Here is a 25853-nt window from a genome sequence, read left to right on the forward strand (position 1 = left end):
AAGTCCATGGCTGGCACACAGGGCTTTGTCGCCCTCCGCCCGCAGAGGCGACAAGAAGGGGCGGGCGCCCAGGGTGCCTGGCCAGGACACCCTGTTGTGCTGCGGCTGCGCAGCCTCAGTACTGGTAGCGCACGTTCACGGCAAAGCTGCGTGGGGTGCCGGTCATCAGATTGCCCCAGTTGGCGCGGCTGGGGATGGTCTGGTAGTAGTGCTTGTCGGTGGCGTTGCGCACATTGAAATGCACGCTCAGGTGGCGGTCATGCTGGTAGTTGGCGTGCAGGTTCAGCAGGGTATAGCCGCCCTGGGCCAGAGTCGGCAGCAGGCTGCTGCGGGTGCCGCTTTGCATCTGGACATCGCCGCCCAGGCGCCAGTGGCCGCCGGGCAGGCGGTAGTCGGTGGCCAGCTTCAGCAGCTTGCGCGGGGTGAGGGTGTCATAGTCCATGCCCTGGCTGCTGCCCTGCACATACTTGGGGTGGCTGTAGCTGTAGCCCGCGCTCAGGTTCCAGCCCGGCAGCGGGGCGCCGGAGGCTTCGATCTCAAAGCCACGGTTGCGCACCTTGCCGCCTTCGGTGTAGCAGTTGCTGGTGCCGGAGGTGCCGCAGGTGGGGTCGAGGTCCAGCACTTCGGGCAGATTGGTCAGCTCGGACTGGAACACCGACAGCGCAGTCTGCAGGCGGCCGTCGAGGAAGCTGCTCTTGATGCCGGTTTCGTAGTTGTTGCCCTTGACGGGGTCCAGCAGGCCGCCGGGGCCGAAATAGCCCTGAATCTGGTAGATGCTGGTGTAGCTGGCGTAGAGGCTGTGGTGGCCGTTCAGGTCGTAGACCAGGCCAGCATAGGGAATGAACTGACGGCCTGTGGCATAGGGCTCATTCACATAAGGGCTTTGGACATCGTATTCGGACCAGCTCAGGCGGCTGCCCACGATGGCGCTGAGCGCATCGCTGGCACGCAGCCGGGTGGCGGCATACAGGGCTTTTTCGCTGCGCTGGTAGCGGTAGTTGGCCGGCTTGGCGTAGTTGATGATGGGGGCCGGAATGGCCCAGTAATCGAAGTTGGTGATGTCGATGGTGGGGGTGTTGGTGGCCGAGTAGATGGGAAAGGCGAAGTCATCCTTTCGGTGGCTGGCTCCCAGCATCAGCTCATGTTCGCGGCCCCAGAGCATGAACGGACCACTGGCCTTGAGGTCGAACGCCAGTTGCCTGTCGCTGTAGTCCACGTCCACCGCCACCAGGCGGTAGAGATCGTTCGAGCCAGTGACCCGCGCCGGATACGAGGCCAGGTAGTCGGCATTGGAGCGCACGGCATTGACCGCGCCCGTGATTTTCCAGCCGTTGCCGAACTGGTGGCTCAGTTCACTGAACAGGGTGTAATTGTCGCGGTTCAGGTGGGCCCAGGGACCTGCCAGCGAGGTGGAGCGGGGCAACTGGTAGAACGAACCGTCGGGCCGGGTGTTCAGCCCGCCCCATTCATAGCCGCGGTGGCGGTCCCGCTGGACGGTGGCGCCCAGCGTCAGCAAGGTGTTGGGGCTCAGGTCGGCTTCCAGGATGCCGTAGAGCAGCTGGTTGTCCTTGCCGGAGCCTGTTTTGTAGCTGTTGCCGTTGTTGGCATAGGCCACGGCACGGCCGCGCAGCGTGCCGGCTTCGTTCAGCGGGCCGGCCACATCAACCTGGGCACGGTAATCGGCCCACGAGCCTGCGCCGACTTCGCCCTTGAGCTGGAATTCCCGCGTAGGGCGCTTGCGCACCAGATTGATGGCGCCGGACGGATTGCCCGAACCCTGCATCAGACCGTTGGCACCGCGCACAAATTCCACGCGGTCGTAGATCACCAGGTTGTTGATGGACATGGCATCCATCGAGTAGTTCTCGGACATGCTGACCGACATGCCGTCGAGCTGCAGGTCGCTGACCTGCAGGCCGCGCGCGTAGTAAACCGAGCGCTCGGTTCCGTTCTTGGAGTAGCTGATGCCGGTGGCCGTGTTGGCCACGTCGTCCAGCGACTGCATGTTCTGGTCCAGGATCTGCTGCTGGGTGACGACGGTGACGGCCTGGGGCGTTTCCCGTTGTGTGAGCGACAGGCCGGTGGCCATGCGGCTGGGGCCTGTGGCGGTGTAGCTGGTGGATCCCTCGGTCACGCCATCGCGTTCCGGCGCGGCCTTGACGATGACTTCCTTCAGGGTGGCGCTGTCGCCGCCGCTGCTGACCGGTGCAGAGGGGCTGCCCGGCACCACGGTCAAGGTGCCGCTAGTGGTCACGGCCAGTTGCAGGCCGCTGCCGGCCAGGGCGCGTTGTGCCGCCTGCTCGGCGCTCAGCGCACCCACCACGGCTGCCGCCTGTTTGCCGGCCAGCAGTGCGGGATCGGCACTGATGCGGCGACCGCCTTCGCGGGCGATGCGCGCCAGGGTCTCGCCCAGCGGACCGGCTGGTAGATTCCATTGCAGCATGGCCGCCGTGCGGGGCGCGGGCGGTGTGGGAGCCTGTGCGTGGGCGAGTGGGACCTGGGCGAGCAGACCCCAGGCCAGGGCCAGCACCAGGGGCGAGTGGCGGTGGGGCGGCGTGTGTGAGGCAAGCGATGCAGGAGAGGGCGAGAGCGGTGCAACCATGGTGCAGACCATCCTTGTGAGGGGAATGAGAAAAAGCGGGTTCTTTGGTCTGTCCAACGAGGTGGGACAAAACCCTCACGAAATGGAAATATTTTTTGAAAGGTGCTGCGGTGTGCATTTCCGCCCGGGCGGCCTGCCGTTGTGGCTGGGTGCGGGCTGGAGAGACGGGATCCATCTGCAGATGTATCCGGTGCGCGGCACCCATGTCATGCCGCCTGCGGGGCCCGCGCGGCCCTGGCCTCAGGTACGCGGGGGCGCCAGGTCGATCAGCGTCAGCCACTGGCCCCAGCGGCGGACCCGGATGGGATGGGTGTCCACCAGGTCCTGGAGCACCTGCTGCGGGTGCTTCAGCGCAAACACGCCAAAGATGCGCAGCTGCGAGGCTTCGGGGCTGATGCGCAGCATCCCCGGCTGGTAGGGGCGCAGCGCATCAATGACCTCTCCCAAGGGCTGGTTGCGCACATCGATCAGGCCATCGGCCCAGGCGGCGGGGGCGATGCCAGGCTCCAGCAAGGTGATCTGCGTGTCGGTGAAGCGGGCGCTTTCGCCCTGCTGCAAGCTGTGCTGCTGACCGCTGGCGGTGGTGATGCGCACACTGTGCTCCAGCACCTGCACCAGGGTGCTGTCGGACTGCTGGCGCACCATGAAGCGTGTGCCCAGCGCCTGGGTCGTGCCCTGGGCACTTTGCACGGTGAAGGGGCGAAGCACACCGGGCAACCGTGCCACCTGGGCAATCAATGCGCCTTCACGCAGTTGCACCAGCCGCTGCGTGCTGCTGAAGGCAATGTCCACGGCGGAGCCTGCGTCCAGCAGCAAGGTGCTGCCATCGGCCAACTGGTGCTGTAACCTTTCCCCAGTGCCGGTGTGCAGATCGGCGGCCAGGGTGGGAAAAGAGGTGTGGCGGCTGGCCAGCCAGGACGTGCCCAGGCCGGCCAGCACCACGGCCAGGCCCGAGCCCAGCAGCTTGCGTCGCCGTGCCTGGGTGGGGACCGGGGCCAGCAAGGCCTGGCGGCTGGCGTGGTGGACGCCAGCGCTGCTGCGTTGCAGTTGCAGCATGGCTGCACCGACGCTGCCTTGCAGCCGGGCGTGCAGATGGTTCCAGGCCTGGCGGTGCAGCGGATCCTGCGCCAGCCATTGCTCCAAGGCCTGTTGCACCTGGGGATCAGCCTGGTGGGGCGGGTCCAGGCGCAGCAGCCAGTCCACGGCCTGTTCCAGGGCCCAGCCGGGCAGTGCCGGTGTGGGCGGCATCACCACAGCGGCTCGGGCAGGGTGCACAGGTGCAGCAAGGCCTGCTTCTGGTAGCGCTCGGCCGTGGAGAGGGACACGCCCAGGCGGGCTGCGATATCGCCGTGGCTCAGGCCATCGAGCTGGCGCAGCAAAAAGGCCTGGCGCGCCTTGGGCGGCAGACCGCCCAGCCAGAGATCCAGGGTGTGGATGGCTTCGCACACCAGGGCATAGTCCTCGGCCGAGGGGGCCAGCGCGGGCGGCTGATGGGCCAGGGCATCCAGCCAGGCCTGTTCCAGCTCGCGCCGGCGCCAGAAGTTGTAGAGCACCCGCTGCGCTAGGGTGGTCAGGTAGGCTCGCGGCTCCAGGATGGCCTGGGCCTGGCGGCCGGTAATCACGCGCACAAATGTGTCCTGTGCCAGATCCGCCGCCTGGTGCGAATCCCCGAGCCGGCGACGCAACCAGCCATGCAGCCATTTGCCGTGGTCGACATACAGGGTGTGGACCGGATCGGTGGTGGCAGGCGCGGACATGGAAGTAGATGAATGCAAATGAGAGCTTTTCTCATTATACGACTGTGTCGTGCCTTACGGCCGCCCACGCCGGGCCAGGGCCGGGCTGTTGTCTGGCTGCTACATCCAACCGGCTTCGGCCATGGACAGTGCTGCACCGGGGCCGACGATCACATGGTCCAGCACGCGTACGTCCACCAGGGCCAGGGCGGAGGTCAGGGTGCGGGTCAGTTCCTTGTCGGCCGGACTGGGCTGCACGCTGCCGCTGGGGTGGTTGTGCGACAGGATCACGGCGCCGGCCTGGTGGTGCAGGGCGCGCAACACCACTTCGCGCGGGTAGACCGCGGTGGCGGTGAGGGTGCCGCGAAACAGCTCTTCGAGTGCGATCAGCCGGTGCTGGCTGTCCAGAAACAGCGCAGCAAACACCTCGTGCGGGCGCGGTGCCAGATGCAGTTGCAGGTAGTGCTGCACCGTCTGTGGGTCGGTGAACACGGTGCGCTCACGCAGTTGCTGGGCGGTGGCGCGCTTGGCCAGCTCCATCACGGCCAGCAGCTCGGCACGCTTGGCCGGGCCCAGGCCCTTGATGCGGGCCAGATCCTGGGCGTTGGCATTCAGCAGGCCGGCCAGTCCGTCGAACCCGCCCTGGGGCAGGCCGGTCTCCGGGTGGCGGCCCGGGGCCTCGAGCAGGCTCTGCGCCAGTTGCAGCACCCCGCAACCCGCCAGGCCGGTGCGCAGCAAAATCGCCAGCAGCTCGGCGTCGGCCAGTGCGGCAGGGCCGCGGGCCAGCAGTTTTTCGCGGGGTTGGGCGTCGGTAGGCAGGTCTTTGAGGGCCATGGGCAGTGCGGCCGGAGCTCCCTATGCGCGTGGATGCTGCGGGGGCATGTGCGGCTTTTTACAATAGCGGCAGATTAACGGGACATCCATGACGACCACCACCCACGCATCCGCGCCCACCGTACAGCCGGGCTCCTTCCTCACACTGCATTACCGTCTGGCGGGCCCGGCCGGTGACGTGATCAACACTTTCAGCGAAAAGCCCGCCACCTTGTCGCTGGGCGCGGGTGAGCTGTCGCCTGCCATGGAAGAGCAGTTGCTGGGCCTGGCCGAAGGCACGCACACCACGTTCGAGCTGCCTGCGGGTGCCGCCTTTGGCGATCGCAACCCCGACATGGTGCAGTGGGTGGCGCGCAAGCTGATGAACGAGCTGGGCGACCCGCACGAGCAGTACAGCGCCGGCGATGTGGTGCAGTTCCCCACGCCCGATGGCCTGGGCCAGTACGCCGGTGCCGTGGTGCAGGTGCGCGAGGACGGCGCCGTGCTGTTCGACTTCAACCACCCGCTGGCCGGCCAGCCGGTGACGTTCGAAGTCAAGATCATCGGGGTGCTCTGAGGTGCAGGGCGCCAAGGAAATCCTGATGGCCGAGCCGCGCGGCTTCTGCGCCGGTGTGGACCGTGCCATCGAGATCGTGGAGCGCGCACTGGCCAAGTTCGGCGCACCCATCTACGTGCGCCACGAGATCGTGCACAACACCTTTGTGGTCAACGACCTCAAGGCCAAGGGTGCCATCTTCATTGAGGAACTGGACGAAGTGCCGCCCGGGGCCACGCTGATTTTCAGCGCCCATGGCGTGAGCAAGGCCGTGCAGCTGGAAGCCCAGGCACGCGGTTTTTCCGTCTTCGATGCGACCTGCCCGCTGGTCACCAAGGTGCATGTGGAAGTGGCCAAGCTGGCCAAGGAAGGCTACGAGTTCCTGATGATTGGCCACAAGGGCCACCCGGAAGTCGAAGGCACCATGGGCCAGCTCTCCGAAGGCATCCACCTGGTGGAAGACGAGGCCGATGTGGCCACCGTGGCGCCGCGCCAGACCGAAAAACTGGCAGTGGTCACGCAGACCACGTTGTCCGTGGACGATGCCGCCGGCATCATGGCGGCCATCAAGCTGCGCTTTCCACAGGTGCGCCAGCCCAAGCAGCAGGATATCTGCTACGCCACGCAGAACCGCCAGGACGCCATCAAGGTGCTGGCGCCGCAGGTGGATGTGGTGATTGTGGTGGGCAGCCCCACCAGTTCCAACAGCAACCGCCTGCGCGAGCTGGCAGCCCGCCTGGGCACGCCCGCTTACATGGTGGACAACGCAGGCGAGCTGAAGGAAGAGTGGTTTGCCAATGCGGCTCGTGTCGGCCTGACGGCGGGGGCATCCGCACCCGAGGTGCTGGTGCACGATGTGATCGCCCGGGTGCGCAGCCTGGGCGCGGTATCGGTGCGCAAGATGGACGGTATCGAAGAAACGGTGAAGTTCCCCTTGCCCAAGGGCCTGAAGATCGACGCGGCCACGGGGCTGGAGATCGAGGTGCGCAAGACGCCGGAAACCGGCGCCTGAAAAACGCCGTGCAGGCTGCGGCCTGCGCTTCTCTCCATCTCTCAAGATCAGAACGTCCCATCTTTTGGGACGTTACTTTTTGGGGGAATCCAGCCGCTGCGTGGGCCCGCCGGCAGCCCGCGGCCGGCAGTTTTAGCGGTGCATGGTCAGGGCCAGCGGCAGCGGACGGTGGCGCAGCAAGCCTTTGGCGGCGCAGGCGCTGGTCACCACGGCCAGCACCAGGCTGGCGCGCCAGGTGGCGGCGCCCGACAGGCTGCTCCACCAGGTCAGTACGGCCAGGGCCAGAGCGGCCAGGGCGCTGCCCAGCATCAGCAAGGCCAGCGCAGCGGCGCGCGCCGGATTGGGCGCCTGGCGGTCCAGCGGCCAGAAAGCCAGGGTGGCGGTGCCCAGCAAAGCCAGCAGACAGAGCGGGAACATGGTCCTTCCTCCCTTAAACAAGTCTTTGCAGTATGCAGTGCAAGCCAAATGCGCACAGCCTGCTATGGATTGACAGCGTTGTCTGTACAGGAGTGCCCTGAGCGCCTCAACTCCACAAATCCAGAGGAGGGTCGCTGGCAATCGCCTTGAGCAGGTCGGTGCGCGAGATGAAGCCGGCCAGGTGGCCTTGTTCATCGGTCACCGGCAGGCCTGGCAGCCCATTGTCCAGCAGCACACTGGCTACGCGGCGTAGGTCGGTGTCTTCCGCCACGGTGGGCACGGGCGTCACCATCACTTCAGACACGGGGCGGCGCGCCAGTGCAATGGCGTCGCGCACCGCGCCGGGGGTGGGCAGCAGGTCCAGCGGTGCCATGTCTGCACGCAGCAGCAAGCCGATCACCTGCTTGGCATCGTTGAGCACCGGCGCCTGGCTGACACGGTGCAGGGCCAGGGTTTGCCAGGCATCGTTGACCATGCTGCGCGGCGAGACGGTGAGGGCGCCGCGTGTCATCACATCCCGCACCAGGCTCAGCGGGCGGCGCTCTTCCTTGGGTCCCTGGGCGGCGCTGGCGTAGGCCGACACCGCACTTTGCGCTGGCGCGCGGCGCAGCGTGGTCTCGGTGGAGGGGTGCTGCAACAGGTGGCTGGAATCGGTATCGGTGTCGGCGACCAGCGTGTTCAATGCCTGGGGGCGTTGTACGCGGCGCACCGGAGCGATCTGTGACAGTCGCTCCGGTCCCCCGTGGTACATGGGGCCGTTGATGCCGAATACATAAAACATGGTGTCTCCCTCGGGCTGGTGGGTCTGTGCGTGCCATGGGCCGCCGAATGCAGTGTGCTTCCCATGCTATCGGCATCTGTACGCTTTTCTTGTGCCTGGTTTCCTGACCGTCAGGCCCCGCAATCTGGCGGGCGTGGTCGGGGAAAGCGGGGGGCGGGGCCATTTCGGCGCGGCATGCAAGCCACTGCGCAGCGCGCAGCGGCGGCGGCACCACTAAAATCGCGCTCTATGCTCGACATTCAACTTCTCCGCAAAGACCTGGACTCGGTCGTCGCCCGACTGCTGACCCGCAAGAATCCCCAAGCCTTCCTGAACGTGGAAGCCTTCAAGGCACTGGAATCGGAACGCAAGTCCATCCAGACGCGCACCGAGGAACTGCAGTCCAAGCGCAACCAGCTGTCCAAGCAGATCGGCATGCTGATGGGCAAGGGTGAGAAAGACGCCGCCGAAGCCGCCAAGGCCGAGGTGGCCGCCATGAAGGCCGAGCTGGAGCAATCCGCCGCACGCCTGGAGCAGATCCAGACCGAGCTGCAGGCCATGCTGGTGGCCGTGCCCAATCTGCCGCACGCCTCGGTGCCCGTGGGCGCCGATGAAGAAGGCAATGTGGAAGTGCGCCGCTGGGGTACGCCCAGGGCCTTCGATTTCGACATCAAGGACCATGTGGACCTGGGCACCCCCCTGGGCCTGGACTTTGAATCCGGCATCAAGCTCAGCGGTGCCCGCTTCACGGTGATGAAGGGGCAGATCGCCCGCCTGCACCGCGCGCTGGCGCAGTTCATGATCGATCTGCAGACCGAAGCGCATGGCTACACCGAATGCTATGTGCCTTATATCGTCAACAGCGACTCGCTCAAGGGCACGGGCCAGTTGCCCAAGTTCGAGCAGGACCTGTTTGCGGCCAAGAAGGGCGGGCAGGATGCCGAGCCGGTGCCTGACACCGCCGCGCTGTACCTGATTCCCACGTCGGAAGTGCCGCTGACCAACCTGGTGCGCGACGAAGTGCTGGCCGAAGACCAGCTGCCGATCAAGCTGACGGCGCACAGCCCCTGCTTCCGCTCGGAAGCCGGCTCGTCCGGCCGCGACACCCGTGGTCTGATCCGCCAGCACCAGTTCGACAAGGTCGAGATGGTGCAGATCGTGCACCCCGACAAGAGCTACGAAGCGCTGGAAGAAATGACAGGGCACGCCGAGCAGGTGCTGCAGAAGCTGGGCCTGCCTTACCGTGTGGTCAGCCTGTGCACCGGCGACATGGGCTTTGGCGCCGCCAAGACCTATGACCTGGAAGTGTGGGTGCCCGCCCAGAATGTGTACCGCGAAATCAGCTCGGTCTCCAACTGCGAAGCCTTCCAGGCCCGTCGCATGCAGGCGCGTTTCAAGAACGCCCAGGGCAAGAACGAACTGGTCCATACCTTGAACGGCTCCGGCCTGGCCGTGGGTCGTACGCTGGTCGCCGTACTGGAGAATTACCAGAACGCGGATGGCTCCATCACGGTGCCCGAAGCACTGGTTTCGTACATGGGTGGCAAAACTTTGCTGAAGGCCTGATTTTTAGGCTACAATAGATGCTTCGACACACCGGAGAGGTGGCAGAGTGGTCGAATGTACCTGACTCGAAATCAGGCGTACGTGAATAACGTACCGTGGGTTCGAATCCCACCCTCTCCGCCAATTGTTGGAACGCGGCTGTAGCTCAGCTGGATAGAGTACTTGGCTACGAACCAAGGGGTCGTGGGTTCGATTCCTGCCAGCCGCACCATCAGATGTAAGCCTCAGAGTAGAAATGCTCTGGGGCTTTTGTCTATTTGTGAAAGCCTTGCTTTTCAGCGTCATGAAAAACAAGCTTCTTCCAAAGAAATTTGGAAATTCGAAAGTAAGACACTAAAACTGTCCTATAATCGATAGCTTAGCGGCTGTAGCTCAGCTGGATAGAGTACTTGGCTACGAACCAAGGGGTCGTGGGTTCGATTCCTGCCAGCCGCACCAAACGACAAGCCTCAGAACAGAAATGTTCTGAGGCTTTTTCGTTTTCGGCGTGGGCGCGGTGCGGATGTGTGAAGATGGACAGCCTATGAACAAGGCCTTCACCAAAGAATCCGACGGGGATGACGACGACGATCAGCCCGGCTTGCCGCCTTTGCCCGCAGGTGGCAAGAACTACATGACGCCTGCAGGTTGCCAGCGGCTCAGGGCCGAGTTGCTGGAGCTGATCGACAACGAGCGACCCAAGATCGTGGATGTGGTGCACTGGGCGGCCAGTAATGGCGACCGCTCGGAAAATGGCGACTATCTGTACGGCAAGAAGCGGCTGCGTGAGATCGACCGCCGCATCCGCTTTCTGACCAAACGCCTGGAAATTGCCGAGGTGGTGGATCCTGCCGTGCACCATGGCAGCGACCAGGTCTACTTTGGTGCCACGGTGACCTATGCCGACGATGAAGGTGAAGAGCGCACCATCACGATTCTGGGGATTGATGAGGCGGACAGCAGCCAGGGGCAGGTGAGCTGGATTGCCCCGGTCTCGCGCGCCTTGCTGAAAGCGCGCGTGGGGGATGAGGTGCCGCTGCCTACGCCGGGTGGTGTGCGCATGCTGGAGGTGCTGGAGGTGCGCTACCCGCCGCCTGCGGACTAGCGTGCGAGAGTGCCCCTTGCGCCGCCGGTCGGCTGGCGGCGGGGCATGCAGTGCAGTGCCTGTGAAAGGGATGGTGCTGGTGTGCTGCGCATATGGCAGGTCTGTGTCGCGGCGGTTTGGCGCAGCGGCGTTGTAAACCCGGGAAAATGGCGGCAACCAGCGTGCTGCCGGTGCCAAGCCGGCGCCGGACAAGGAGTGCAAGGCGTAGGTATTGGCGGTGCCGGCGGCTGGCGAGCTGCCCCCGCTGTGGTGCGGCGAAGAAATGGCCGATTCGGATGGGAGTGCACATGGACGACAGTCAGCAGCAGCCGCGCAGCGAGGCTGCTTTTTTTATGAACCGGGCTTTGGAGCTGGCGCAGCAGGCGATGCACCGCACTTCGCCCAATCCGCGGGTGGGCTGTGTGCTGGTCAACCCGCAAGGGCAGGTGGTGGGCGAAGGCGCCACGCAGAAGGCCGGTGGTCCGCATGCCGAGGTCATGGCGCTGCGCGATGCCGCGGCCCGCGGTCAGCAGGTGCAGGGTGCCACGGCCTATGTCACGCTGGAGCCCTGTGCGCACACCGGGCGCACCGGGCCCTGCTGCGTGGCCTTGTCCGAGGCCGGGGTGGCCAAGGTGGTGGTGGCCTTGCTGGACCCCAATCCCCGCGTGGCAGGGCAGGGCATTGCCCATCTGCGCGCCCATGGCATTGCCGTGGAAGTGGGGGAGGGGGCTGCGCGCGCGCGTGAACTGAATCTGGGCTTTCTGAGCCGCATGGTGCGCGGCCAGCCCTGGGTGCGCATGAAAGCGGCCACGTCGCTGGATGGGAAAACGGCGCTGCCCAACGGGCAAAGCCAGTGGATCACCGGGCCGGCGGCGCGCGAAGATGGTCAGGCCTGGCGTGCCCGGGCCTGCGCCATCCTGACGGGGGTGGGGACGGTGCTGGCGGACAACCCGCGCCTGGATGTGCGCAGCCTGCCCACCGAGCGACAGCCGCGTCTGGTGATTGCCGACAGCCGGCTGCGCACGCCGCCCGATGCCGCGCTGTTTGCGGCCGACCGGCAGGTGCTGATCTATACCGCCACGGTGCAGGGGGCGCGCGCTGAGGCGCTGCAGGCACGCGGTGTGGTGCTGGTGGAAATGCCGGACGCCCAGGGCCGGGTGGATGTGCCGGCCATGCTGCGGGACCTGGCGCAGCGCGAAGTCAATGAGCTGCACGTGGAGGCCGGTGCCGTGCTCAACGGTGCGGTGATTGCCGGCGGCATGCTGGATGAGCTGCTGCTGTACATGGCGCCCAGCTTGCTGGGGCCGGGAGCGGACATGGCGCAGTGGGGACCGCTGACGGATCTGGCCCAGCGCGTGCCGCTGGCATTTCACGATGTGGTGCAGGTCGGAGGGGATCTGCGGGTGCTGGCCCGTGTCCCTGGGCGCGACCAATTCTGAGGCTTCGGGCCGGGCGGAAGGGGTGCGCTGGGGCAGGGGTGCGGCGACTTGTTATAATCAAGGGGTTTTGCATGGTGCAAGACGCACGCAGGCGGCCGTTCCAGCCCTTGCGCAAGTAACCAAAGGCGGCTTTGCGCTGCCTTCCAATAAGGAAAAATCATGATCGCTGCCTCTATCAAGGCTGAAGTTGTCAAGGCCAACGCCCGTGCTGAAAACGACACTGGTAGCCCCGAAGTGCAAGTGGCTCTGCTGACCGCTCGCATCAACGAACTGACCCCTCACTTCAAGCAACACGCCAAGGACCACCACGGTCGTCGCGGCCTGCTGCGCATGGTGAGCCGTCGTCGCAAGCTGCTGGACTACCTGAAGTCCAAGGACGCTGACCGTTACACCGCCCTGATCGCCAAGCTGGGCCTGCGTAAGTAAGCACAGTGCAAGATCAAAACGCCTGAGTTAGCGCGCTAGCTCAGGCGTTTTTTACTTTGGAGTTTGCCCAGACAGAGCGAAGCTGTGTCATTCCACAAATCTGCAAGCTATTGAAAAAAATAGCGTTTTGCGCGTTTGTGGAATGGCATCGTGTTCTGTTTGATCTCCAAATCCATGCTGCAAGAGCGCTTGCAGCCATTCCAACAGGAGTACACACATGACGATGTTCAACAAAGTCACCAAGACCTTCCAATGGGGCCAGCACACGGTCACCATGGAAACCGGCGAAATCGCCCGCCAGGCCTCCGGCGCCGTGCTGGTCAACATCGATGACACCGTGGTGCTGGCCACTGTGGTGGGCTCGAAGATCGCCAAGGCCGGTCAGGACTTCTTCCCTCTGACAGTCGACTACATCGAGAAGACCTACGCCGCCGGCAAGATCCCTGGCAGCTTCTTCAAGCGTGAAGCCAAGCCTTCCGAGCTGGAAACCCTGACCAGCCGCCTGATCGACCGCCCAATCCGTCCGCTGTTCCCCGAAGGTTTCTTCAACGACGTGCATGTGGTCATCCACACCATCTCGCTGAACCCTGAAGTGGATGCCGACATCGCCGCCATGATCGCTGTGTCCGCCGCCCTGTCGGTGTCGGGCATCCCGTTCAACGGCCCCATCGGCGCCGCCCGCGTGGGTTACATCAACGGTGAATACGTGCTGAACCCCGGTCAGACCCTGCGCAAGGATTCGCAGATGGATCTGGTGGTGGCCGGTACCGAATCCGCTGTGCTGATGGTGGAGTCCGAAGCACAGCAACTGCCTGAAGAAGTGATGTTGGGCGCCGTGATGTTCGGCCACGAACAAGGCAAGGTTGCCATCGACGCCATCCACGAGCTGGTGCGCGAAGGCGGCAAGCCCGCCTGGGAATGGACCGCTCCTGCCAAGGACGAAGCCCTGATCGCCAAGGTGGCTGAACTGGGTGACGCCAAGCTGCGCGATGCCTACCAGCTGCGCAACAAGCAAGCCCGTACGCACGCCTGCCGTCTGGCCTACGCCGACGTGAAGGCCGGCCTGACCGAGCAAGGCATTGCATTTGACGGCGTCAAGGTCGAAGGCATGCTGTTCGACATCGAAGCCCGTATCGTGCGTTCGCAGATCCTGGCCGGTGAGCCCCGCATCGACGGCCGCGACACCCGCACCGTGCGCCCCATCGAGATCCGCAACTCCGTGCTGCCCCGCACCCACGGCTCGGCCCTGTTCACCCGCGGTGAAACCCAGGCTCTGGTGATCTCCACCCTGGGCACCGAGCGCGATGCCCAGCGTATCGACGCACTGGCTGGCGAGTTCGAAGACCGCTTCCTGTTCCACTACAACATGCCTCCCTTTGCCACCGGTGAAGTGGGTCGCATGGGTTCGACCAAGCGCCGCGAAATCGGCCACGGCCGTCTGGCCAAGCGTGCTCTGGCCGCCTGCCTGCCGACCAAGGAAGAATTCCCCTACACCATCCGCGTGGTGTCGGAAATCACCGAATCCAACGGCTCCTCGTCGATGGCATCGGTGTGCGGCGGCTGCCTGTCCATGATGGACGCCGGCGTGCCCATGAAGGCGCACGTGGCCGGTATCGCCATGGGCCTGATCAAGGAAGACAACCGCTTCGCCGTGCTGACCGACATCCTGGGTGATGAAGATCACCTGGGTGACATGGACTTCAAGGTGGCCGGTACCACCAACGGCATCACGGCCCTGCAGATGGACATCAAGATCCAGGGCATCACCAAGGAAATCATGCAGGTCGCTCTGGCTCAGGCCAAGGAAGCCCGCATGCACATCCTGGGCAAGATGCAAGAGGCCATGGGTGAAGCCAAGACCGAAGTCTCCAGCTTCGCTCCCAAGCTGTACACCATGAAGATCAACCCCGAGAAGATCCGTGACGTGATCGGCAAGGGCGGCGCCACCATCCGTGCGCTGACCGAAGAGACCGGCACCCAGATCAACATCGAGGAAGACGGCACCATCACCATTGCCGCCACCGACGGCGCCAAGGCCGAAGCCGCCAAGCTGCGCATCGAGCAGATCACGGCCGAAGTCGAAATCGGCAAGGTCTACGAAGGTCCCGTGGTCAAGATCCTGGACTTCGGCGCACTGGTCAACCTGCTGCCCGGCAAGGACGGTCTGCTGCACATCAGCCAGATTGCCCACGAGCGCGTGGAAAAGGTCACCGACTACCTGCAAGAAGGCCAAGTGGTCCAGGTCAAGGTGCTGGAGACCGACGACAAGGGTCGTGTCAAGCTGTCCATGAAGGCGCTGACCGAGCGTCCCGCCGGCATGGAACGCAGCGAGCGTCCGGCCCCGGCCGAGCGTGGTGACCGTGCTCCCCGCCAACCGCGCGAGTTCCGTGAACCCCGCGAGCCGCGTGAGCCCCGTCAGCCGCGTGACCAGGCTGTCGATGCTGACCAACAGCAGCAACAGCAACAGCAGTAATCCCTTCCCGTAAGGGATGCTGCCGGCCGTGGGTGGCTGCAGAGCAATCTGCAGCACCCACGGTTTTTGTGTCAAAAAAGCGCGCTATTGCCGCACAGGTCTTGGACGGTGCAGGCAATGGCGGCCAGAATTTTGTAAAGGACGTGCGCCAAGCATGCAGGCCATAGAAATCAGCCGTTTCGGTCCCCCCGAAGTGCTGCAGCCCTGCGAACGACCCACGCCCCAGCCGCAGGCGGGCGAGGTGTTGATTCGCGTGCGCGCCAGTGGTGTCAACCGCCCGGACGTGGTGCAGCGCAAAGGTGCTTACCCCCCACCGCCCGGTGCTTCGGACCTGCCGGGTCTGGAAGTGGCCGGTGTCATCGAGTCGGGTGATGCGGCCGCCATGGCGGCGGCCGGTCTGGCCGTGGGTGACCGGGTTTGTGCGCTGCTGCAAGGCGGTGGCTATGCCCAGTACTGCACCGTGCCGGTGGGCCAGTGCCTGCCGGTGCCGCAGGGATTGAGCGACGAAGAGGCTGCGGCGCTGCCCGAGACCTTTTTCACGGTCTGGAGCAATGTGTTCCAGCGGGGCCGTCTGCAGGCGGGTGAAACGCTGTTGATCCAGGGTGGCAGCAGCGGCATTGGCGTCACGGCCATCCAGCTGGCCAAGGCCTTTGGGTCCACAGTCATTGTGACTGCGGGTTCGGATGAGAAGTGCGCCGAATGCCTGGCTCTGGGTGCGGACCATGCCATCAATTACAAGAGCCAGGATTTCGAGCAGGAAGCCTTGCGCCTGACGGGTGGCAAGGGGGTTGACGTGATCCTTGACATGGTGGCCGGCAGCTATGTGGAGCGCGAAGTGCGCTGCCTGGCGGAAGACGGCCGCCTGGTGGTGATTGCGGTGCAAGGCGGTCTGGAGTCGGGCTTCAATGCCGGCTTGCTGATGCGCCGCCGCCTGACGGTGACAGGAAGCACGCTGCGCCCGCGCAGCGAGGCGTTCAAGGCTGCCATCGGCCAGGAACTGCGGGACAAGGTGTGGCCGCTGCTGGAGCAGCGCCGCGTGCGTCCCATCATCCACAGCCGCTTTGCAGCGCAGGATGCCGCCCAGGCCCATGCCCTGATGGAGTCGGGTCAACTCATTGGCAAGATCGTTTTGACGTGGTGAGCGAACACATGAAGAAGAAGCTGATTGTTGGCAACTGGAAGATGAATGGCGGCCTGCAGGCCAATGCCGAGCTGCTGGCGGGCATCCGCCAGGGGCTGCCTGCCGCGCTGCATTGCGGCGTGGGTGTGGCTGTTCCGGCGGTCTACCTGGCCCAGGTGCAGGCGCTGCTGCAGGACTCGCCGATTGCGCTGGGCGCCCAGGATGTGTCGCAGCACGAAAAAGGTGCCTACACCGGGGAGGTGTCGGCCGCCATGCTGCAGGAGTTCGGTGTGCGCTACGCCCTGGTGGGCCACAGCGAGCGCCGCCAGTACCACGGCGAAACCGATGCTGATGTGGCGCACAAGGCCCAGGCGGCCCTGGCCAAGGGCATCACACCGGTGGTGTGCGTGGGCGAGACCCTGGCCGAGCGGGAAGCCGGCCAGACCGAAGCCGTGGTCAAGCGCCAGCTGGCGGCGGTGATCCAGCACGTGGGCCATTGCGTCAGCGAGCTGGTGGTGGCGTACGAGCCGGTCTGGGCCATTGGCACCGGCAAGACGGCTTCGCCTGAGCAGGCCCAGCAGGTGCATGCCGTGCTGCGCGCACAGCTGGCGGCCGCGACCCAGCAGGCTGATCGCGTGCCGCTGCTGTACGGCGGCAGCATGAATGCCGCCAATGCGGCCCAGCTGCTGGCCCAGCCCGATATCGATGGCGGCCTGATCGGCGGTGCGTCGCTCAAGGCCGCAGATTTTCTGCAAATTATTGCTGCAGCTCAATAAGCTGCAGTGTGAATAGCTACTGATTTAGGAGTGAATGAAATGCAAGCGTTTTCTGGTGTGATTCTGGGCATTCAAATGCTGGCGGCCCTGGGCATGATCGGTCTGATCCTGATCCAGCACGGCAAGGGTGCGGACATGGGCGCGGCCTTTGGCAGCGGCAGCTCCGGCAGCCTGTTCGGGGCTTCGGGCAGTGCCAACTTCCTGTCGCGCACCACCGGCATCCTGGCCGCCGTGTTCTTTGTCTGCACGCTGGCCCTGGCCTACCTGGGCAACACCCGCCCAGCCAGCACTGGCAGCGTGCTGGAAAACACGCCTGCCGCCAGCATTCCTGCCCCGGCTGCCGTGAGCAAGGATGTGCCCGCGCCCGTGGCGAATGACGTGCCCGCACCGGTGCAGCAGCCTGCTGCCACAACGGAGCCTGCTCCCGCGAAATAAATTGAAGCAATCCGGAAAATACTTCGATGCAAGTGTTTTTCCGGATAGAATATAGGGATTGCCTGGACAGCCAAAGCCCAGTTAGAGGGGGCTCCTCATGCCATCCGGGTGATCTGAGACGAAAAAAGCCGTCGTGGTGGAATTGGTAGACACGCTATCTTGAGGGGGTAGTGGCGTAAAGCTGTGCGAGTTCGAGTCTCGCCGACGGCACCACACATAACAAGCCTGCCCTGATCAGGCAGTGGTCGGGGCAAGGTCAAGCGGGAAACGCGACCTCAAGATGAACCTCGATCAATACCTCCCCGTTCTCTTGTTCATCCTCGTTGGCATGGCCGTTGGTGTCGTGCCTTTGGTGCTCGGCTATGTGCTGGGTCCCAACCGACCGGATGACGCCAAGAACTCTCCTTACGAATGCGGTTTTGAGGCCTTCGAAGACGCGCGCATGAAATTCGATGTGCGCTACTACCTCGTCGCCATTCTGTTTATCCTCTTTGATTTGGAAATCGCTTTCCTGCTGCCTTGGGCCGTTGCGCTCGAGGACGTTGGCATTGCTGGTTTCGTCGCTGTGCTGATCTTCCTGGCCGTTCTTGTCGTAGGCTTTGCCTACGAGTGGAAAAAGGGCGCCCTGGACTGGGAATAACAGCTGAATTCGAAAAGGAAACACGATGATCGAAGGTGTGATGAAGGAAGGCTTCGTCACCACCAGCTATGACGCTGTGGTGAACTGGGCCAAAACCGGATCGATCTGGCCCATGACGTTCGGTCTGGCCTGCTGTGCGGTGGAAATGATGCATGCCGCCGCGGCGCGCTATGACCTGGCGCGCTTTGGTGCGGAAGTGTTCCGTCCCAGCCCGCGCCAGTCTGACCTGATGATTGTGGCTGGCACGCTGTGCAACAAGATGGCACCGGCCCTGCGCAAGGTCTACGACCAGATGTCTGAGCCGCGCTGGGTGCTCTCCATGGGTTCCTGCGCCAATGGCGGCGGTTACTACCACTACAGTTATTCCGTGGTGCGCGGTTGCGACCGTGTGGTGCCTGTGGACGTGTACGTGCCGGGCTGCCCCCCCACTGCCGAAGCGCTGATCTACGGCATCATTCAGCTGCAGCAAAAAATCCGCCGCACGAACACCATCGCTCGCGTCTAAGGAGTCGAGATGTCTGCTATCGCTATCCATCCCGAAAAGCTTCGGGATCTGGTGGCTGCTGCCCTGGGCGACAAAGCCCGCAGCGTCACTGTCGCGCTGGGCGAAGTCACCGCTGAGGTGCCTGCGGCCCAGTATTACGCTGCCATGCAAACGCTGCGCGATGCGCCCGGTTGCCAGTTCGAACAACTGGTCGACCTGTGCGGTCTGGACTACTCTGCTTACGCTGAAGTGGGTACCGAAGGTGCCCGCTTTGCCGTGGTGTCGCACCTGCTGTCGGTGTCACTGAACCAACGTCTGCGGGTGCGCGTGTACGCCGAGGACGATGATTTCCCGGTGGTCGCTTCGGTGAATCCGCTGTGGAGCTCTGCCAACTGGTTCGAACGCGAGGCGTTCGACCTGTTCGGCATCATGTTCGAAGGCCACGACGACCTGCGCCGCATCCTGACCGACTACGGTTTCATCGGCCACCCCTTCCGCAAGGACTTCCCCCTGTCGGGTCACGTGGAAATGCGCTTCGACGAAGAGCTGGGCCGCGTGGTCTACCAGCCGGTGACGATCGAGCCGCGCGAAATCACTCCGCGCATCATCCGTGAAGACAACTACGGCGGAGGCCTGCACTGAAGGCGCGCGTCGCCTTCTGACGGAAGACCATGGCTGAAATCAAGAACTATTCCCTGAACTTTGGTCCGCAGCACCCGGCAGCGCACGGTGTGCTGCGTCTGGTGCTAGAGCTGGACGGTGAAGTGGTGCAACGTGCCGACCCGCACGTGGGCCTGCTGCACCGCGGGACCGAAAAGCTCGCCGAGCACAAGACCTTTATCCAGTCGCTGCCCTATATGGACCGCCTGGACTATGTGTCCATGATGTGCAACGAGCACGCCTACTGCCTGGCGATTGAAAAGCTGATGGGCATCGACGTGCCCAAGCGTGCGCAGTACATCCGTGTGCTGTTCTCCGAAATCACGCGCCTGCTGAACCACCTGATGTGGCTGGGCTCGAACGGCATGGACTGCGGCGCTTCCACGGTGCTGATGTACACCTTCCGCGAACGTGAAGACCTGTTCGACATGTATGAGGCCGTGTCCGGCGCGCGCATGCATGCAGCCTACTTCCGTCCGGGCGGCGTCTACCGTGACCTGCCGGACACCATGCCCCAGTTCAAGGCCAGCAAGGTGCGCAATGCCAAGGGCATTGCGGAGCTGAACAAGAACCGCCAGGGTTCGCTGCTGGACTTCATCGAAGACTTCACCAACCGCTTCCCCAAGTGCGTGGATGAATACGAAACCCTGCTGACGGACAACCGTATCTGGAAGCAGCGCATGGTCGGCATCGGCGTGGTGACTGCCGAGCGCGCGCTGAACATGGGCTTCACCGGCCCGATGCTGCGTGGTTCGGGCATTGCCTGGGATCTGCGCAAGAAGCAGCCCTATGAGGTGTATTCGGAGCTGGACTTCGACATCCCCGTGGGCAAGACCGGCGACTGCTACGACCGCTATCTGGTGCGCGTGGCCGAAATGCGCCAGTCCAACAGCCTGATCCAGCAGTGCGTGAAGTGGCTGCGTGCCAACCCCGGTCCGGTGATCACCGAGAACCACAAGGTGGCCCCGCCTGCCCGCGAAGCCATGAAGTCCAACATGGAAGAGCTGATCCACCACTTCAAGCTCTTCACCGAAGGCTTCAAGGTGCCCGAAGGCGAAGCGTATGCCGCCGTTGAGCACCCCAAGGGTGAGTTTGGTATTTACATGGTGAGCGATGGCGCCAACAAGCCCTATCGTCTGAAGATTCGTGCCCCGGGCTTTGCCCACCTGTCCATGATGGACGAGGTGATTCGCGGACACATGCTGTCCGACGTGGTGGCGGTCATCGGCACCATGGATATCGTGTTCGGAGAGATTGACCGATGATTACTGAAGCGACTAAGGCGCGTTTTGCGCGCGAGGTGGCCAAGTACCCGCCCGAGCAGAAGCAGTCTGCCGTGATGGCCTGCTTGACCATCGTTCAGCAGGAGCAGGGCTGGGTCAGCCCTGAGAGCGAAGCTGAAATCGGTGACTACCTGGGCATGCCGGCCATTGCCGTGCATGAGGTCACGACGTTCTACAACATGTACAACCAGCAGCCGGTGGGCAAGTACAAGCTGAATGTGTGCACCAACCTGCCATGCCAGCTGCGCGACGGCTACAAGGCTTTGCACCACCTGGAGCACAAGCTGGGCATCAAGATGGGCGAGACCACGGCCGACGGCATGTTCACGCTGCAGCAGTCCGAGTGCCTGGGCGCCTGCGCCGATTCGCCCGTGATGCTGGTCAACGACCGTTGCATGTGCAGCTTCATGAGCAATGAAAAGCTCGATGAGCTGGTGGACGGCCTGCGCGCTGCGGAGGGCAAGGCATGAGCTCCACCATCCTGAACAATCCCGCCGCCAACGCGGTGCTGGCCAAGTTCGCTTCGTCCGGCAACGAGACCTGTTTCCATGGCCGCCACATCAATCCGCAGATCTATGCGGATCTGGACGGCAGCAACTGGTCCATCAAGGACTACGAAGCACGCGGTGGCTATCAGGCCCTGCGCAAGCTGCTGGGCAAGGATGGCGGCGAAGGTCTGACACAGGACCAGGTCATCGCCACCATGAAGGAATCCGGTCTGCGTGGCCGTGGCGGTGCAGGCTTCCCCACGGGTCTGAAGTGGAGCTTCATGCCCCGCCAGTTCCCCGGCCAGAAGCACCTGGTGTGCAACTCGGACGAGGGTGAGCCCGGTACGTGCAAGGACCGCGAGATCCTGATGCACAACCCGCACATCGTGATCGAAGGCATGATCATTGCCGCCTACGCGATGGGCATCTCGGTTGGCTACAACTACATCCACGGCGAAATCTTCGAAGTCTACGAACGCTTCGAAGCCGCTCTGGAAGAAGCCCGTGCCGCCGGCTTCCTGGGCAACAACATCCTGGGCAGCAGCTTCAGCTTCCAGCTGCACGCCCACCATGGTTTTGGCGCCTACATCTGCGGCGAAGAAACCGCGCTGCTGGAATCGCTGGAAGGCAAGAAGGGGCAACCCCGCTTCAAGCCGCCATTCCCGGCCAGCTTCGGCCTGTACGGCAAGCCCACGACCATCAACAACACCGAAACCTTCGCGGCGGTGCCCTGGATCATCCGCAATGGCGGTCAGGCCTACCTCGAATGCGGCAAGCCCAACAACGGCGGCACCAAGATCTTCTCGGTCAGCGGTGACGTGAACCTGCCCGGCAACTACGAAGTGCCAATGGGCACGCCTTTCAGCAAGCTGCTGGAACTGGCGGGCGGTGTGCGCACCGGTCGCAAGCTCAAGGCGGTGATCCCCGGCGGTTCGTCCTCCCCGGTGCTGCCGGCCGACGTCATCATGGAATGCACGATGGACTATGACTCCATCTCCAAGGCGGGTTCCATGCTGGGTTCGGGTGCCGTGATCGTGATGGACGATTCGCGTGACATGGTCGAGAGCCTGCTGCGCCTGTCGTACTTCTATTCGCACGAGTCCTGTGGCCAGTGCACGCCCTGCCGCGAAGGCACGGGCTGGCTGTGGCGCGTGGTGAACCGTATCCAGCACGGTGAAGGCCGTCCGGAAGACATCGAGTTGCTGGACTCTGTGTCCGTGAACATCATGGGCCGCACCATCTGCGCCCTGGGCGATGCAGCGGCCATGCCGGTGCGCGCCATGATCAAGCACTTCCGCCACGAGTTCGAAGCGAAGATCCAGAACGCTTCCAAACAGGCTGCCAAGGCCGCCTGATCGCGAGACAAGCATATGGTTGAAATTGAACTGGACGGTAAGAAGGTGGAGGTGGCTGAAGGCTGCATGGTGATGCATGCAGCCGAGAAGGCCGGTACCTACATTCCACATTTCTGCTACCACAAGAAGTTGTCCATTGCGGCGAACTGCCGCATGTGCCTGGTGGACGTGGAAAAAGCGCCCAAGCCCATGCCCGCCTGCGCCACCCCGGTGACGCAAGGCATGATCGTGCGCACGAAGAGCGAAAAGGCCATCAAGGCCCAGCAGTCGGTGATGGAGTTCCTGCTCATCAATCACCCCCTGGATTGCCCGATCTGCGACCAAGGCGGTGAATGCCAGCTGCAGGATCTGGCCGTGGGCTATGGCAGCAGCAGCTCGCGCTACGAAGAAGAAAAGCGCGTGGTGTTTCACAAGGATGTGGGTCCGCTGATTTCCATGGAGGAAATGAGCCGCTGCATCCACTGCACCCGCTGCGTGCGCTTTGGCCAAGAGATCTCCGGCATCATGGAGCTGGGCATGATCCACCGCGGCGAGCACTCTGAAATCACCACCGTGGTGGGCGATACCGTGGACTCGGAGCTGTCGGGCAACATGATCGACATCTGCCCCGTGGGCGCGCTGACCAGCAAGCCTTTCCGCTACAGCGCCCGTACCTGGGAACTGTCGCGCCGCAAGTCGGTGTCGCCACACGACTCCACCGGTGCCAACCTGATCGTTCAGGTCAAGAACCACAAGGTAATGCGCGTGGTTCCGTTCGAGAACGAAGCCGTCAACGAATGCTGGATTGCCGACCGTGACCGTTTCTCCTATGAAGCGCTCAACGGGGCAGACCGCCTGACCCGCCCCATGCTCAAGCAGGGCGGCGAGTGGAAGGAAGTCGACTGGCAGACCGCGCTGGAATACGTGGCCAATGGTCTGCGTACCATCAAGAACGACCACGGCGCCAACAGCGTGGCCGCTTTGGCCAGCCCGCACAGCACGCTGGAAGAGCTGTACCTGGCTGCCGCGCTGGTGCGCGGTGTGGGCAGCGACAGCATCGACTGGCGTCTGCGCCATGCCGAATTTGCCGCCGCACAAGGCGTGCGCTGGCTGGGCATGCCCATTGCCGCCATGAACGAGCTGCAGGCTGTGCTGGTCGTGGGTTCCAACCTGCGCAAGGACCATCCGCTGTTTGCACAGCGCATCCGCCAGGCCGCCAAGAAGGGCTGCCAGGTGTTTGCCATCAATGGCAAGGTGTACGACTGGGCACTGCCCGTGTCCGCCTCGGTGGTGGCTGCTGCCGACTGGGCGCAGGCGCTGGCCGATGTGGCTGCCGCCGTGGCCCAGGCCAAGGGCGTGGCATCTCCCGTGCAAGGCTCTGACAATGCTGAAGCGGCCGCCATTGCGGGCGCACTGCTGTCGGGCGAGCGCAAGGCCATCCTGCTGGGCAACGCGGCTGCGCACCATGCACAGGCCGAAAGCCTGCTGGCTCTGGCGCAGTGGATTGGCGAGCAGACCGGTGCCCACGTGGGGTACCTGACCGAAGCTGCCAACACCGTGGGCGCGCAATGGGTCAAGGCCCAGCCGCAGGCCCAGGGCCTGGACGCGGCCCAGATCACGGCCGGCCAGGCCAAGGCCGTGATTCTGCTGAACAACGAGCCCGTGTTCGACACGGCTGCCGGTGCCAAGGCCGTCGAAGGCCTGTCCAAGGCAGAGATGGTGGTGACCTTGAGCCCTTTCAAGACCAATCTGGATGTCAGCGATGTGCTGCTGCCGATTGCACCCTTCACCGAAACCTCGGGCAGCTTCGTCAATGCCGAAGGCCGTGTGCAGAGCTTCCACGCCGTGGTCAAGCCACTGGGCGAAACCCGTCCGGGCTGGAAGGTGCTGCGCGTGCTGGGCAATCTGCTGGGCGTGCAGGGCATGGCGTTCGAATCCTCGCAGGATGTGCTGGCGGCAGCCGCCGGTGGCGTGAGCCAGCTGGGCGCCGAGCTGAACAACCGCACAGCCGCTGCTGCGGCCGTGGTGCAAGGTGCTGTGGCCGAACCGGTGGTGGCCAGTATTTACCAACTGGACAGCATTGTCCGCCGTGCGACGTCGCTGCAATTGACAGCCGATGCGCGCCAGGCACGTGAGGGAGGTGCCGCATGATTGACGCACTCAAGAATGCAGGCGCTGGCCTGATCGCCGCTTCCTGGTGGACCGACGTGGCCTGGCCGGTGATCTGGGTTCTGCTGGGCATCATCGCCATCGTGGCACCGCTGATGATTGCCGTCGCCTACCTGACGCTGTGGGAGCGCAAGTTCCTGGGCTGGATCCAGGTGCGTCCTGGTCCCAACCGCGTGGGTCCCTGGGGTCTGCTGCAGCCGATGGCCGACGGCCTGAAGCTGCTGACCAAGGAACTGATCTTCCCCTCGGCTGCCGCCAAGGGTCTGTTCTATGTCGGCCCGGTGATGGCCATCATGCCGGCCCTGGCCGCATGGGTGGCAATCCCCTTTGCCCCTGAAGTGGCGCTGGCCAATGTGAATGCAGGTCTGCTGCTGGTCATGGCCATCACCTCGATCGAAGTGTATGGCGTGATCATTGCGGGCTGGGCTTCCAACTCCAAGTACGCCTTCCTGGGCGCGCTGCGTGCTTCGGCACAGATGGTGAGCTATGAAATCGCCATGGGCTTCTGCTTCCTGGTGGTCATCATGGTCAGCGGCAGCATGAACCTGACGCAGATCGTGCTGGGCCAGGGCCAGGGCCACTTTGCGAGCATGGGTGTGAGCATCCTGTCGTGGAACTGGCTGCCGCTGCTGCCCATCTTCATCGTCTACCTGATCTCGGTCGTGGCCGAGACCAACCGCCACCCCTTCGACGTGGTGGAAGGCGAGTCGGAAATCGTGGCCGGCCACATGGTCGAGTACTCGGGCATGGGCTTTGCCATCTTCTTCCTGGCGGAATACGCCAGCATGTGGCTGGTGTCCATCCTGGCCGTGATCATGTTCCTGGGCGGATGGCTGCCTCCGTTCGACTTCCTGGGCTTCATCCCCGGCTGGATTTGGCTGGCGATCAAGACGTTCCTGGTGGTGTCGTGCTTCATCTGGATCCGTGCAACGTTCCCGCGCTTCCGTTATGACCAGATCATGCGTCTGGGCTGGAAGATCTTTATCCCTGTCACCCTGGTGTGGCTGGTGCTTGTGGGTGCTTGGCTGCACTCGCCGTGGAACATCTGGAATTAAGGCGGGATACGAACAATGTCTGCTGTTGCTGCAACCCCATTCTCCTTGAAGGACTTCCTCAAGAGCTTCATGCTCTGGGAGCTGGCCAAGGGCATGGTTCTGACGGGCCGCTACGCATTTTCGCGCCGCGTGACCATTCAGTTCCCCGAGGAAAAGACGCCGCTGTCGCCGCGCTTCCGTGGCCTGCACGCCCTGCGCCGTTATGAAAACGGCGAAGAGCGCTGCATTGCCTGCAAGCTGTGCGAAGCCGTGTGCCCGGCCATGGCCATCACCATCGAATCGGATGTGCGTGACGATGGTTCGCGTCGCACCACGCGTTACGACATCGATCTGACCAAGTGCATCTTCTGCGGTTTCTGCGAAGAGAGCTGCCCGGTCGACTCGATCGTCGAAACGCAGATCTTTGAATACCACGGCGAAAAGCGTGGCGACCTGTACTTCACCAAGGACATGTTGCTGGCCGTGGGTGACCGCTATGAAGCCGACATCGCTGCTGCCAAGGCAGCCGATGCCAAGTACCGCTGAAGCGGCTCCTGATCAACCAAG

25 protein-coding genes and 4 tRNA genes are annotated in these 25853 nt (G+C 63.7%); 23 read left to right on the forward strand and 6 right to left on the reverse strand.

Annotated features, from left to right (window positions below):
- Positions 1-115: 115 nt before the first annotated feature.
- The 4 genes from B3349_RS09950 to radC all read right to left on the reverse strand — a co-directional run bounded on the left by B3349_RS09950 (position 116) and on the right by radC (position 5172).
- Positions 116-2602, reverse strand: coding sequence for a TonB-dependent siderophore receptor (locus B3349_RS09950; protein WP_291588470.1), 2487 nt, complete (start codon positions 2600-2602; stop codon positions 116-118).
- Positions 2603-2842: 240 nt separating this feature from the next.
- Positions 2843-3877 (reverse strand): FecR domain-containing protein, encoded by a 1035-nt coding sequence (locus tag B3349_RS09955; protein WP_291588471.1) that lies wholly within the window; start codon positions 3875-3877, stop codon positions 2843-2845.
- Complete coding sequence (locus B3349_RS09960; RefSeq protein ID WP_291588472.1) at positions 3850-4359, reverse strand: sigma-70 family RNA polymerase sigma factor; 510 nt, start codon at positions 4357-4359, stop codon at positions 3850-3852. The genes B3349_RS09955 and B3349_RS09960 overlap by 28 nt, the downstream gene beginning before the upstream one ends.
- Positions 4360-4458: 99 nt before the next feature.
- Positions 4459-5172: a RadC family protein gene (radC, locus tag B3349_RS09965; RefSeq protein WP_291588473.1), complete on the reverse strand. Its 714-nt coding sequence runs from the start codon at positions 5170-5172 to the stop codon at positions 4459-4461.
- Positions 5173-5260: 88 nt separating this feature from the next.
- Between radC and B3349_RS09970 the strand changes: the two genes are divergently transcribed.
- Both B3349_RS09970 and ispH read left to right on the forward strand, forming a co-directional pair.
- A complete protein-coding gene (locus B3349_RS09970) occupies positions 5261-5728 on the forward strand; it encodes an FKBP-type peptidyl-prolyl cis-trans isomerase (protein ID WP_218332731.1) in 468 nt (155 codons plus the stop codon).
- A gap of 1 nt (position 5729) precedes the next feature.
- The gene (gene ispH, locus B3349_RS09975) at positions 5730-6719 is read left to right on the forward strand and encodes a 4-hydroxy-3-methylbut-2-enyl diphosphate reductase (RefSeq protein ID WP_291588474.1); all 990 of its coding nucleotides are present in this window, start codon (positions 5730-5732) and stop codon (positions 6717-6719) included.
- Positions 6720-6851: 132 nt separating this feature from the next.
- Here the strand turns inward: ispH and B3349_RS09980 are convergent, their stop codons facing one another.
- Together B3349_RS09980 and B3349_RS09985 are read right to left on the reverse strand one after the other, a co-directional pair.
- Positions 6852-7136: a hypothetical protein gene (locus tag B3349_RS09980; protein ID WP_291588475.1), complete on the reverse strand. Its 285-nt coding sequence runs from the start codon at positions 7134-7136 to the stop codon at positions 6852-6854.
- Positions 7137-7242: 106 nt separating this feature from the next.
- The gene (locus tag B3349_RS09985) at positions 7243-7917 is read right to left on the reverse strand and encodes a CBS domain-containing protein (RefSeq protein WP_291588476.1); all 675 of its coding nucleotides are present in this window, start codon (positions 7915-7917) and stop codon (positions 7243-7245) included.
- Between the two features lie 228 nt (positions 7918-8145).
- Between B3349_RS09985 and serS the strand changes: the two genes are divergently transcribed.
- The 21 genes from serS (at position 8146) to nuoI (ending at position 25832) form a co-directional block, all read left to right on the forward strand.
- Positions 8146-9462, forward strand: coding sequence for a serine--tRNA ligase (serS, locus tag B3349_RS09990; protein ID WP_291588477.1), 1317 nt, complete (start codon positions 8146-8148; stop codon positions 9460-9462).
- A 32-nt stretch (positions 9463-9494) separates the two neighbouring features.
- Positions 9495-9585, forward strand: a tRNA-Ser gene (locus B3349_RS09995).
- A gap of 11 nt (positions 9586-9596) precedes the next feature.
- A tRNA-Arg gene (locus tag B3349_RS10000) sits at positions 9597-9673 on the forward strand.
- A 150-nt stretch (positions 9674-9823) separates the two neighbouring features.
- Positions 9824-9900: transfer RNA gene (locus tag B3349_RS10005), tRNA-Arg, on the forward strand.
- A gap of 85 nt (positions 9901-9985) precedes the next feature.
- Complete coding sequence (gene greB / locus B3349_RS10010) at positions 9986-10546, forward strand: transcription elongation factor GreB (protein WP_066539335.1); 561 nt, start codon at positions 9986-9988, stop codon at positions 10544-10546.
- A 287-nt stretch (positions 10547-10833) separates the two neighbouring features.
- Positions 10834-11964: a bifunctional diaminohydroxyphosphoribosylaminopyrimidine deaminase/5-amino-6-(5-phosphoribosylamino)uracil reductase RibD gene (gene ribD, locus B3349_RS10015; RefSeq protein ID WP_291588478.1), complete on the forward strand. Its 1131-nt coding sequence runs from the start codon at positions 10834-10836 to the stop codon at positions 11962-11964.
- A 159-nt stretch (positions 11965-12123) separates the two neighbouring features.
- Positions 12124-12390 (forward strand): 30S ribosomal protein S15, encoded by a 267-nt coding sequence (gene rpsO / locus B3349_RS10020; protein ID WP_083520526.1) that lies wholly within the window; start codon positions 12124-12126, stop codon positions 12388-12390.
- 217 nt (positions 12391-12607) lie between these two features.
- Positions 12608-14863, forward strand: coding sequence for a polyribonucleotide nucleotidyltransferase (gene pnp, locus B3349_RS10025; protein WP_291588479.1), 2256 nt, complete (start codon positions 12608-12610; stop codon positions 14861-14863).
- Positions 14864-15017: 154 nt separating this feature from the next.
- Complete coding sequence (locus B3349_RS10030) at positions 15018-16004, forward strand: NAD(P)H-quinone oxidoreductase (RefSeq protein WP_291588480.1); 987 nt, start codon at positions 15018-15020, stop codon at positions 16002-16004.
- 8 nt (positions 16005-16012) lie between these two features.
- Positions 16013-16759 carry a triose-phosphate isomerase gene (gene tpiA, locus B3349_RS10035; protein WP_291588656.1) on the forward strand — a complete coding sequence of 249 codons (747 nt, stop codon included), beginning with the start codon at positions 16013-16015 and terminating at the stop codon, positions 16757-16759.
- A 39-nt stretch (positions 16760-16798) separates the two neighbouring features.
- A complete protein-coding gene (gene secG / locus B3349_RS10040; protein ID WP_066539323.1) occupies positions 16799-17194 on the forward strand; it encodes a preprotein translocase subunit SecG in 396 nt (131 codons plus the stop codon).
- 127 nt (positions 17195-17321) lie between these two features.
- Positions 17322-17407, forward strand: a tRNA-Leu gene (locus tag B3349_RS10045).
- A gap of 67 nt (positions 17408-17474) precedes the next feature.
- Positions 17475-17834, forward strand: coding sequence for an NADH-quinone oxidoreductase subunit A (locus tag B3349_RS10050; RefSeq protein ID WP_066539531.1), 360 nt, complete (start codon positions 17475-17477; stop codon positions 17832-17834).
- 25 nt (positions 17835-17859) lie between these two features.
- Positions 17860-18339, forward strand: a complete 480-nt coding sequence (locus B3349_RS10055) for a NuoB/complex I 20 kDa subunit family protein (protein WP_066539321.1) — start codon at positions 17860-17862, stop codon at positions 18337-18339.
- A gap of 9 nt (positions 18340-18348) precedes the next feature.
- On the forward strand, positions 18349-18960 hold the full coding sequence (locus tag B3349_RS10060; RefSeq protein ID WP_218332724.1) for an NADH-quinone oxidoreductase subunit C: 612 nt from the start codon (positions 18349-18351) through the stop codon (positions 18958-18960).
- Between the two features lie 29 nt (positions 18961-18989).
- On the forward strand, positions 18990-20243 hold the full coding sequence (locus tag B3349_RS10065; RefSeq protein ID WP_291588481.1) for an NADH-quinone oxidoreductase subunit D: 1254 nt from the start codon (positions 18990-18992) through the stop codon (positions 20241-20243).
- Complete coding sequence (gene nuoE / locus B3349_RS10070) at positions 20240-20731, forward strand: NADH-quinone oxidoreductase subunit NuoE (RefSeq protein ID WP_066539315.1); 492 nt, start codon at positions 20240-20242, stop codon at positions 20729-20731. The genes B3349_RS10065 and nuoE overlap by 4 nt, the downstream gene beginning before the upstream one ends.
- Positions 20728-22104, forward strand: coding sequence for an NADH-quinone oxidoreductase subunit NuoF (nuoF, locus tag B3349_RS10075; protein ID WP_291588482.1), 1377 nt, complete (start codon positions 20728-20730; stop codon positions 22102-22104). Before nuoE ends, nuoF begins: the two co-directional genes overlap by 4 nt.
- A gap of 15 nt (positions 22105-22119) precedes the next feature.
- Positions 22120-24234: an NADH-quinone oxidoreductase subunit NuoG gene (gene nuoG / locus B3349_RS10080; protein WP_291588483.1), complete on the forward strand. Its 2115-nt coding sequence runs from the start codon at positions 22120-22122 to the stop codon at positions 24232-24234.
- Positions 24231-25307: an NADH-quinone oxidoreductase subunit NuoH gene (nuoH, locus tag B3349_RS10085; protein ID WP_291588484.1), complete on the forward strand. Its 1077-nt coding sequence runs from the start codon at positions 24231-24233 to the stop codon at positions 25305-25307. Before nuoG ends, nuoH begins: the two co-directional genes overlap by 4 nt.
- Positions 25308-25322: 15 nt before the next feature.
- Entirely contained in the window at positions 25323-25832 is a 510-nt protein-coding gene (nuoI, locus tag B3349_RS10090) for an NADH-quinone oxidoreductase subunit NuoI (protein ID WP_066539308.1), read from the forward strand.
- Positions 25833-25853 lie beyond the last annotated feature (21 nt).

Source organism: Comamonas sp. UBA7528 (assembly GCF_002479375.1).
GTDB lineage: Bacteria > Pseudomonadota > Gammaproteobacteria > Burkholderiales > Burkholderiaceae_C > Comamonas.

Excerpts from the sequence above, each read along its gene's own strand:
- greB (WP_066539335.1), top strand. The coding sequence starts at position 9,986 with ATGAACAAGGCCTTCACCAAAGAATCCGACGGGGATGACGACGACGAT.
- nuoE (WP_066539315.1), top strand. The coding sequence starts at position 20,240 with ATGATTACTGAAGCGACTAAGGCGCGTTTTGCGCGCGAGGTGGCCAAG.
- secG (WP_066539323.1), top strand. The coding sequence starts at position 16,799 with ATGCAAGCGTTTTCTGGTGTGATTCTGGGCATTCAAATGCTGGCGGCC.
- B3349_RS09950 (WP_291588470.1), bottom strand. The coding sequence starts at position 2,602 with ATGGTTGCACCGCTCTCGCCCTCTCCTGCATCGCTTGCCTCACACACG.
- pnp (WP_291588479.1), top strand. The coding sequence starts at position 12,608 with ATGACGATGTTCAACAAAGTCACCAAGACCTTCCAATGGGGCCAGCAC.
- nuoG (WP_291588483.1), top strand. The coding sequence starts at position 22,120 with ATGGTTGAAATTGAACTGGACGGTAAGAAGGTGGAGGTGGCTGAAGGC.
- nuoH (WP_291588484.1), top strand. The coding sequence starts at position 24,231 with ATGATTGACGCACTCAAGAATGCAGGCGCTGGCCTGATCGCCGCTTCC.
- B3349_RS10055 (WP_066539321.1), top strand. The coding sequence starts at position 17,860 with ATGATCGAAGGTGTGATGAAGGAAGGCTTCGTCACCACCAGCTATGAC.
- B3349_RS10060 (WP_218332724.1), top strand. The coding sequence starts at position 18,349 with ATGTCTGCTATCGCTATCCATCCCGAAAAGCTTCGGGATCTGGTGGCT.
- nuoF (WP_291588482.1), top strand. The coding sequence starts at position 20,728 with ATGAGCTCCACCATCCTGAACAATCCCGCCGCCAACGCGGTGCTGGCC.
- B3349_RS10030 (WP_291588480.1), top strand. The coding sequence starts at position 15,018 with ATGCAGGCCATAGAAATCAGCCGTTTCGGTCCCCCCGAAGTGCTGCAG.
- nuoI (WP_066539308.1), top strand. The coding sequence starts at position 25,323 with ATGTCTGCTGTTGCTGCAACCCCATTCTCCTTGAAGGACTTCCTCAAG.
- B3349_RS09970 (WP_218332731.1), top strand. The coding sequence starts at position 5,261 with ATGACGACCACCACCCACGCATCCGCGCCCACCGTACAGCCGGGCTCC.
- serS (WP_291588477.1), top strand. The coding sequence starts at position 8,146 with ATGCTCGACATTCAACTTCTCCGCAAAGACCTGGACTCGGTCGTCGCC.
- B3349_RS09960 (WP_291588472.1), bottom strand. The coding sequence starts at position 4,359 with ATGTCCGCGCCTGCCACCACCGATCCGGTCCACACCCTGTATGTCGAC.
- radC (WP_291588473.1), bottom strand. The coding sequence starts at position 5,172 with ATGGCCCTCAAAGACCTGCCTACCGACGCCCAACCCCGCGAAAAACTG.
- B3349_RS09985 (WP_291588476.1), bottom strand. The coding sequence starts at position 7,917 with ATGTTTTATGTATTCGGCATCAACGGCCCCATGTACCACGGGGGACCG.
- rpsO (WP_083520526.1), top strand. The coding sequence starts at position 12,124 with ATGATCGCTGCCTCTATCAAGGCTGAAGTTGTCAAGGCCAACGCCCGT.
- ribD (WP_291588478.1), top strand. The coding sequence starts at position 10,834 with ATGGACGACAGTCAGCAGCAGCCGCGCAGCGAGGCTGCTTTTTTTATG.
- B3349_RS10065 (WP_291588481.1), top strand. The coding sequence starts at position 18,990 with ATGGCTGAAATCAAGAACTATTCCCTGAACTTTGGTCCGCAGCACCCG.
- B3349_RS09980 (WP_291588475.1), bottom strand. The coding sequence starts at position 7,136 with ATGTTCCCGCTCTGTCTGCTGGCTTTGCTGGGCACCGCCACCCTGGCT.
- tpiA (WP_291588656.1), top strand. The coding sequence starts at position 16,013 with ATGAAGAAGAAGCTGATTGTTGGCAACTGGAAGATGAATGGCGGCCTG.
- B3349_RS10050 (WP_066539531.1), top strand. The coding sequence starts at position 17,475 with ATGAACCTCGATCAATACCTCCCCGTTCTCTTGTTCATCCTCGTTGGC.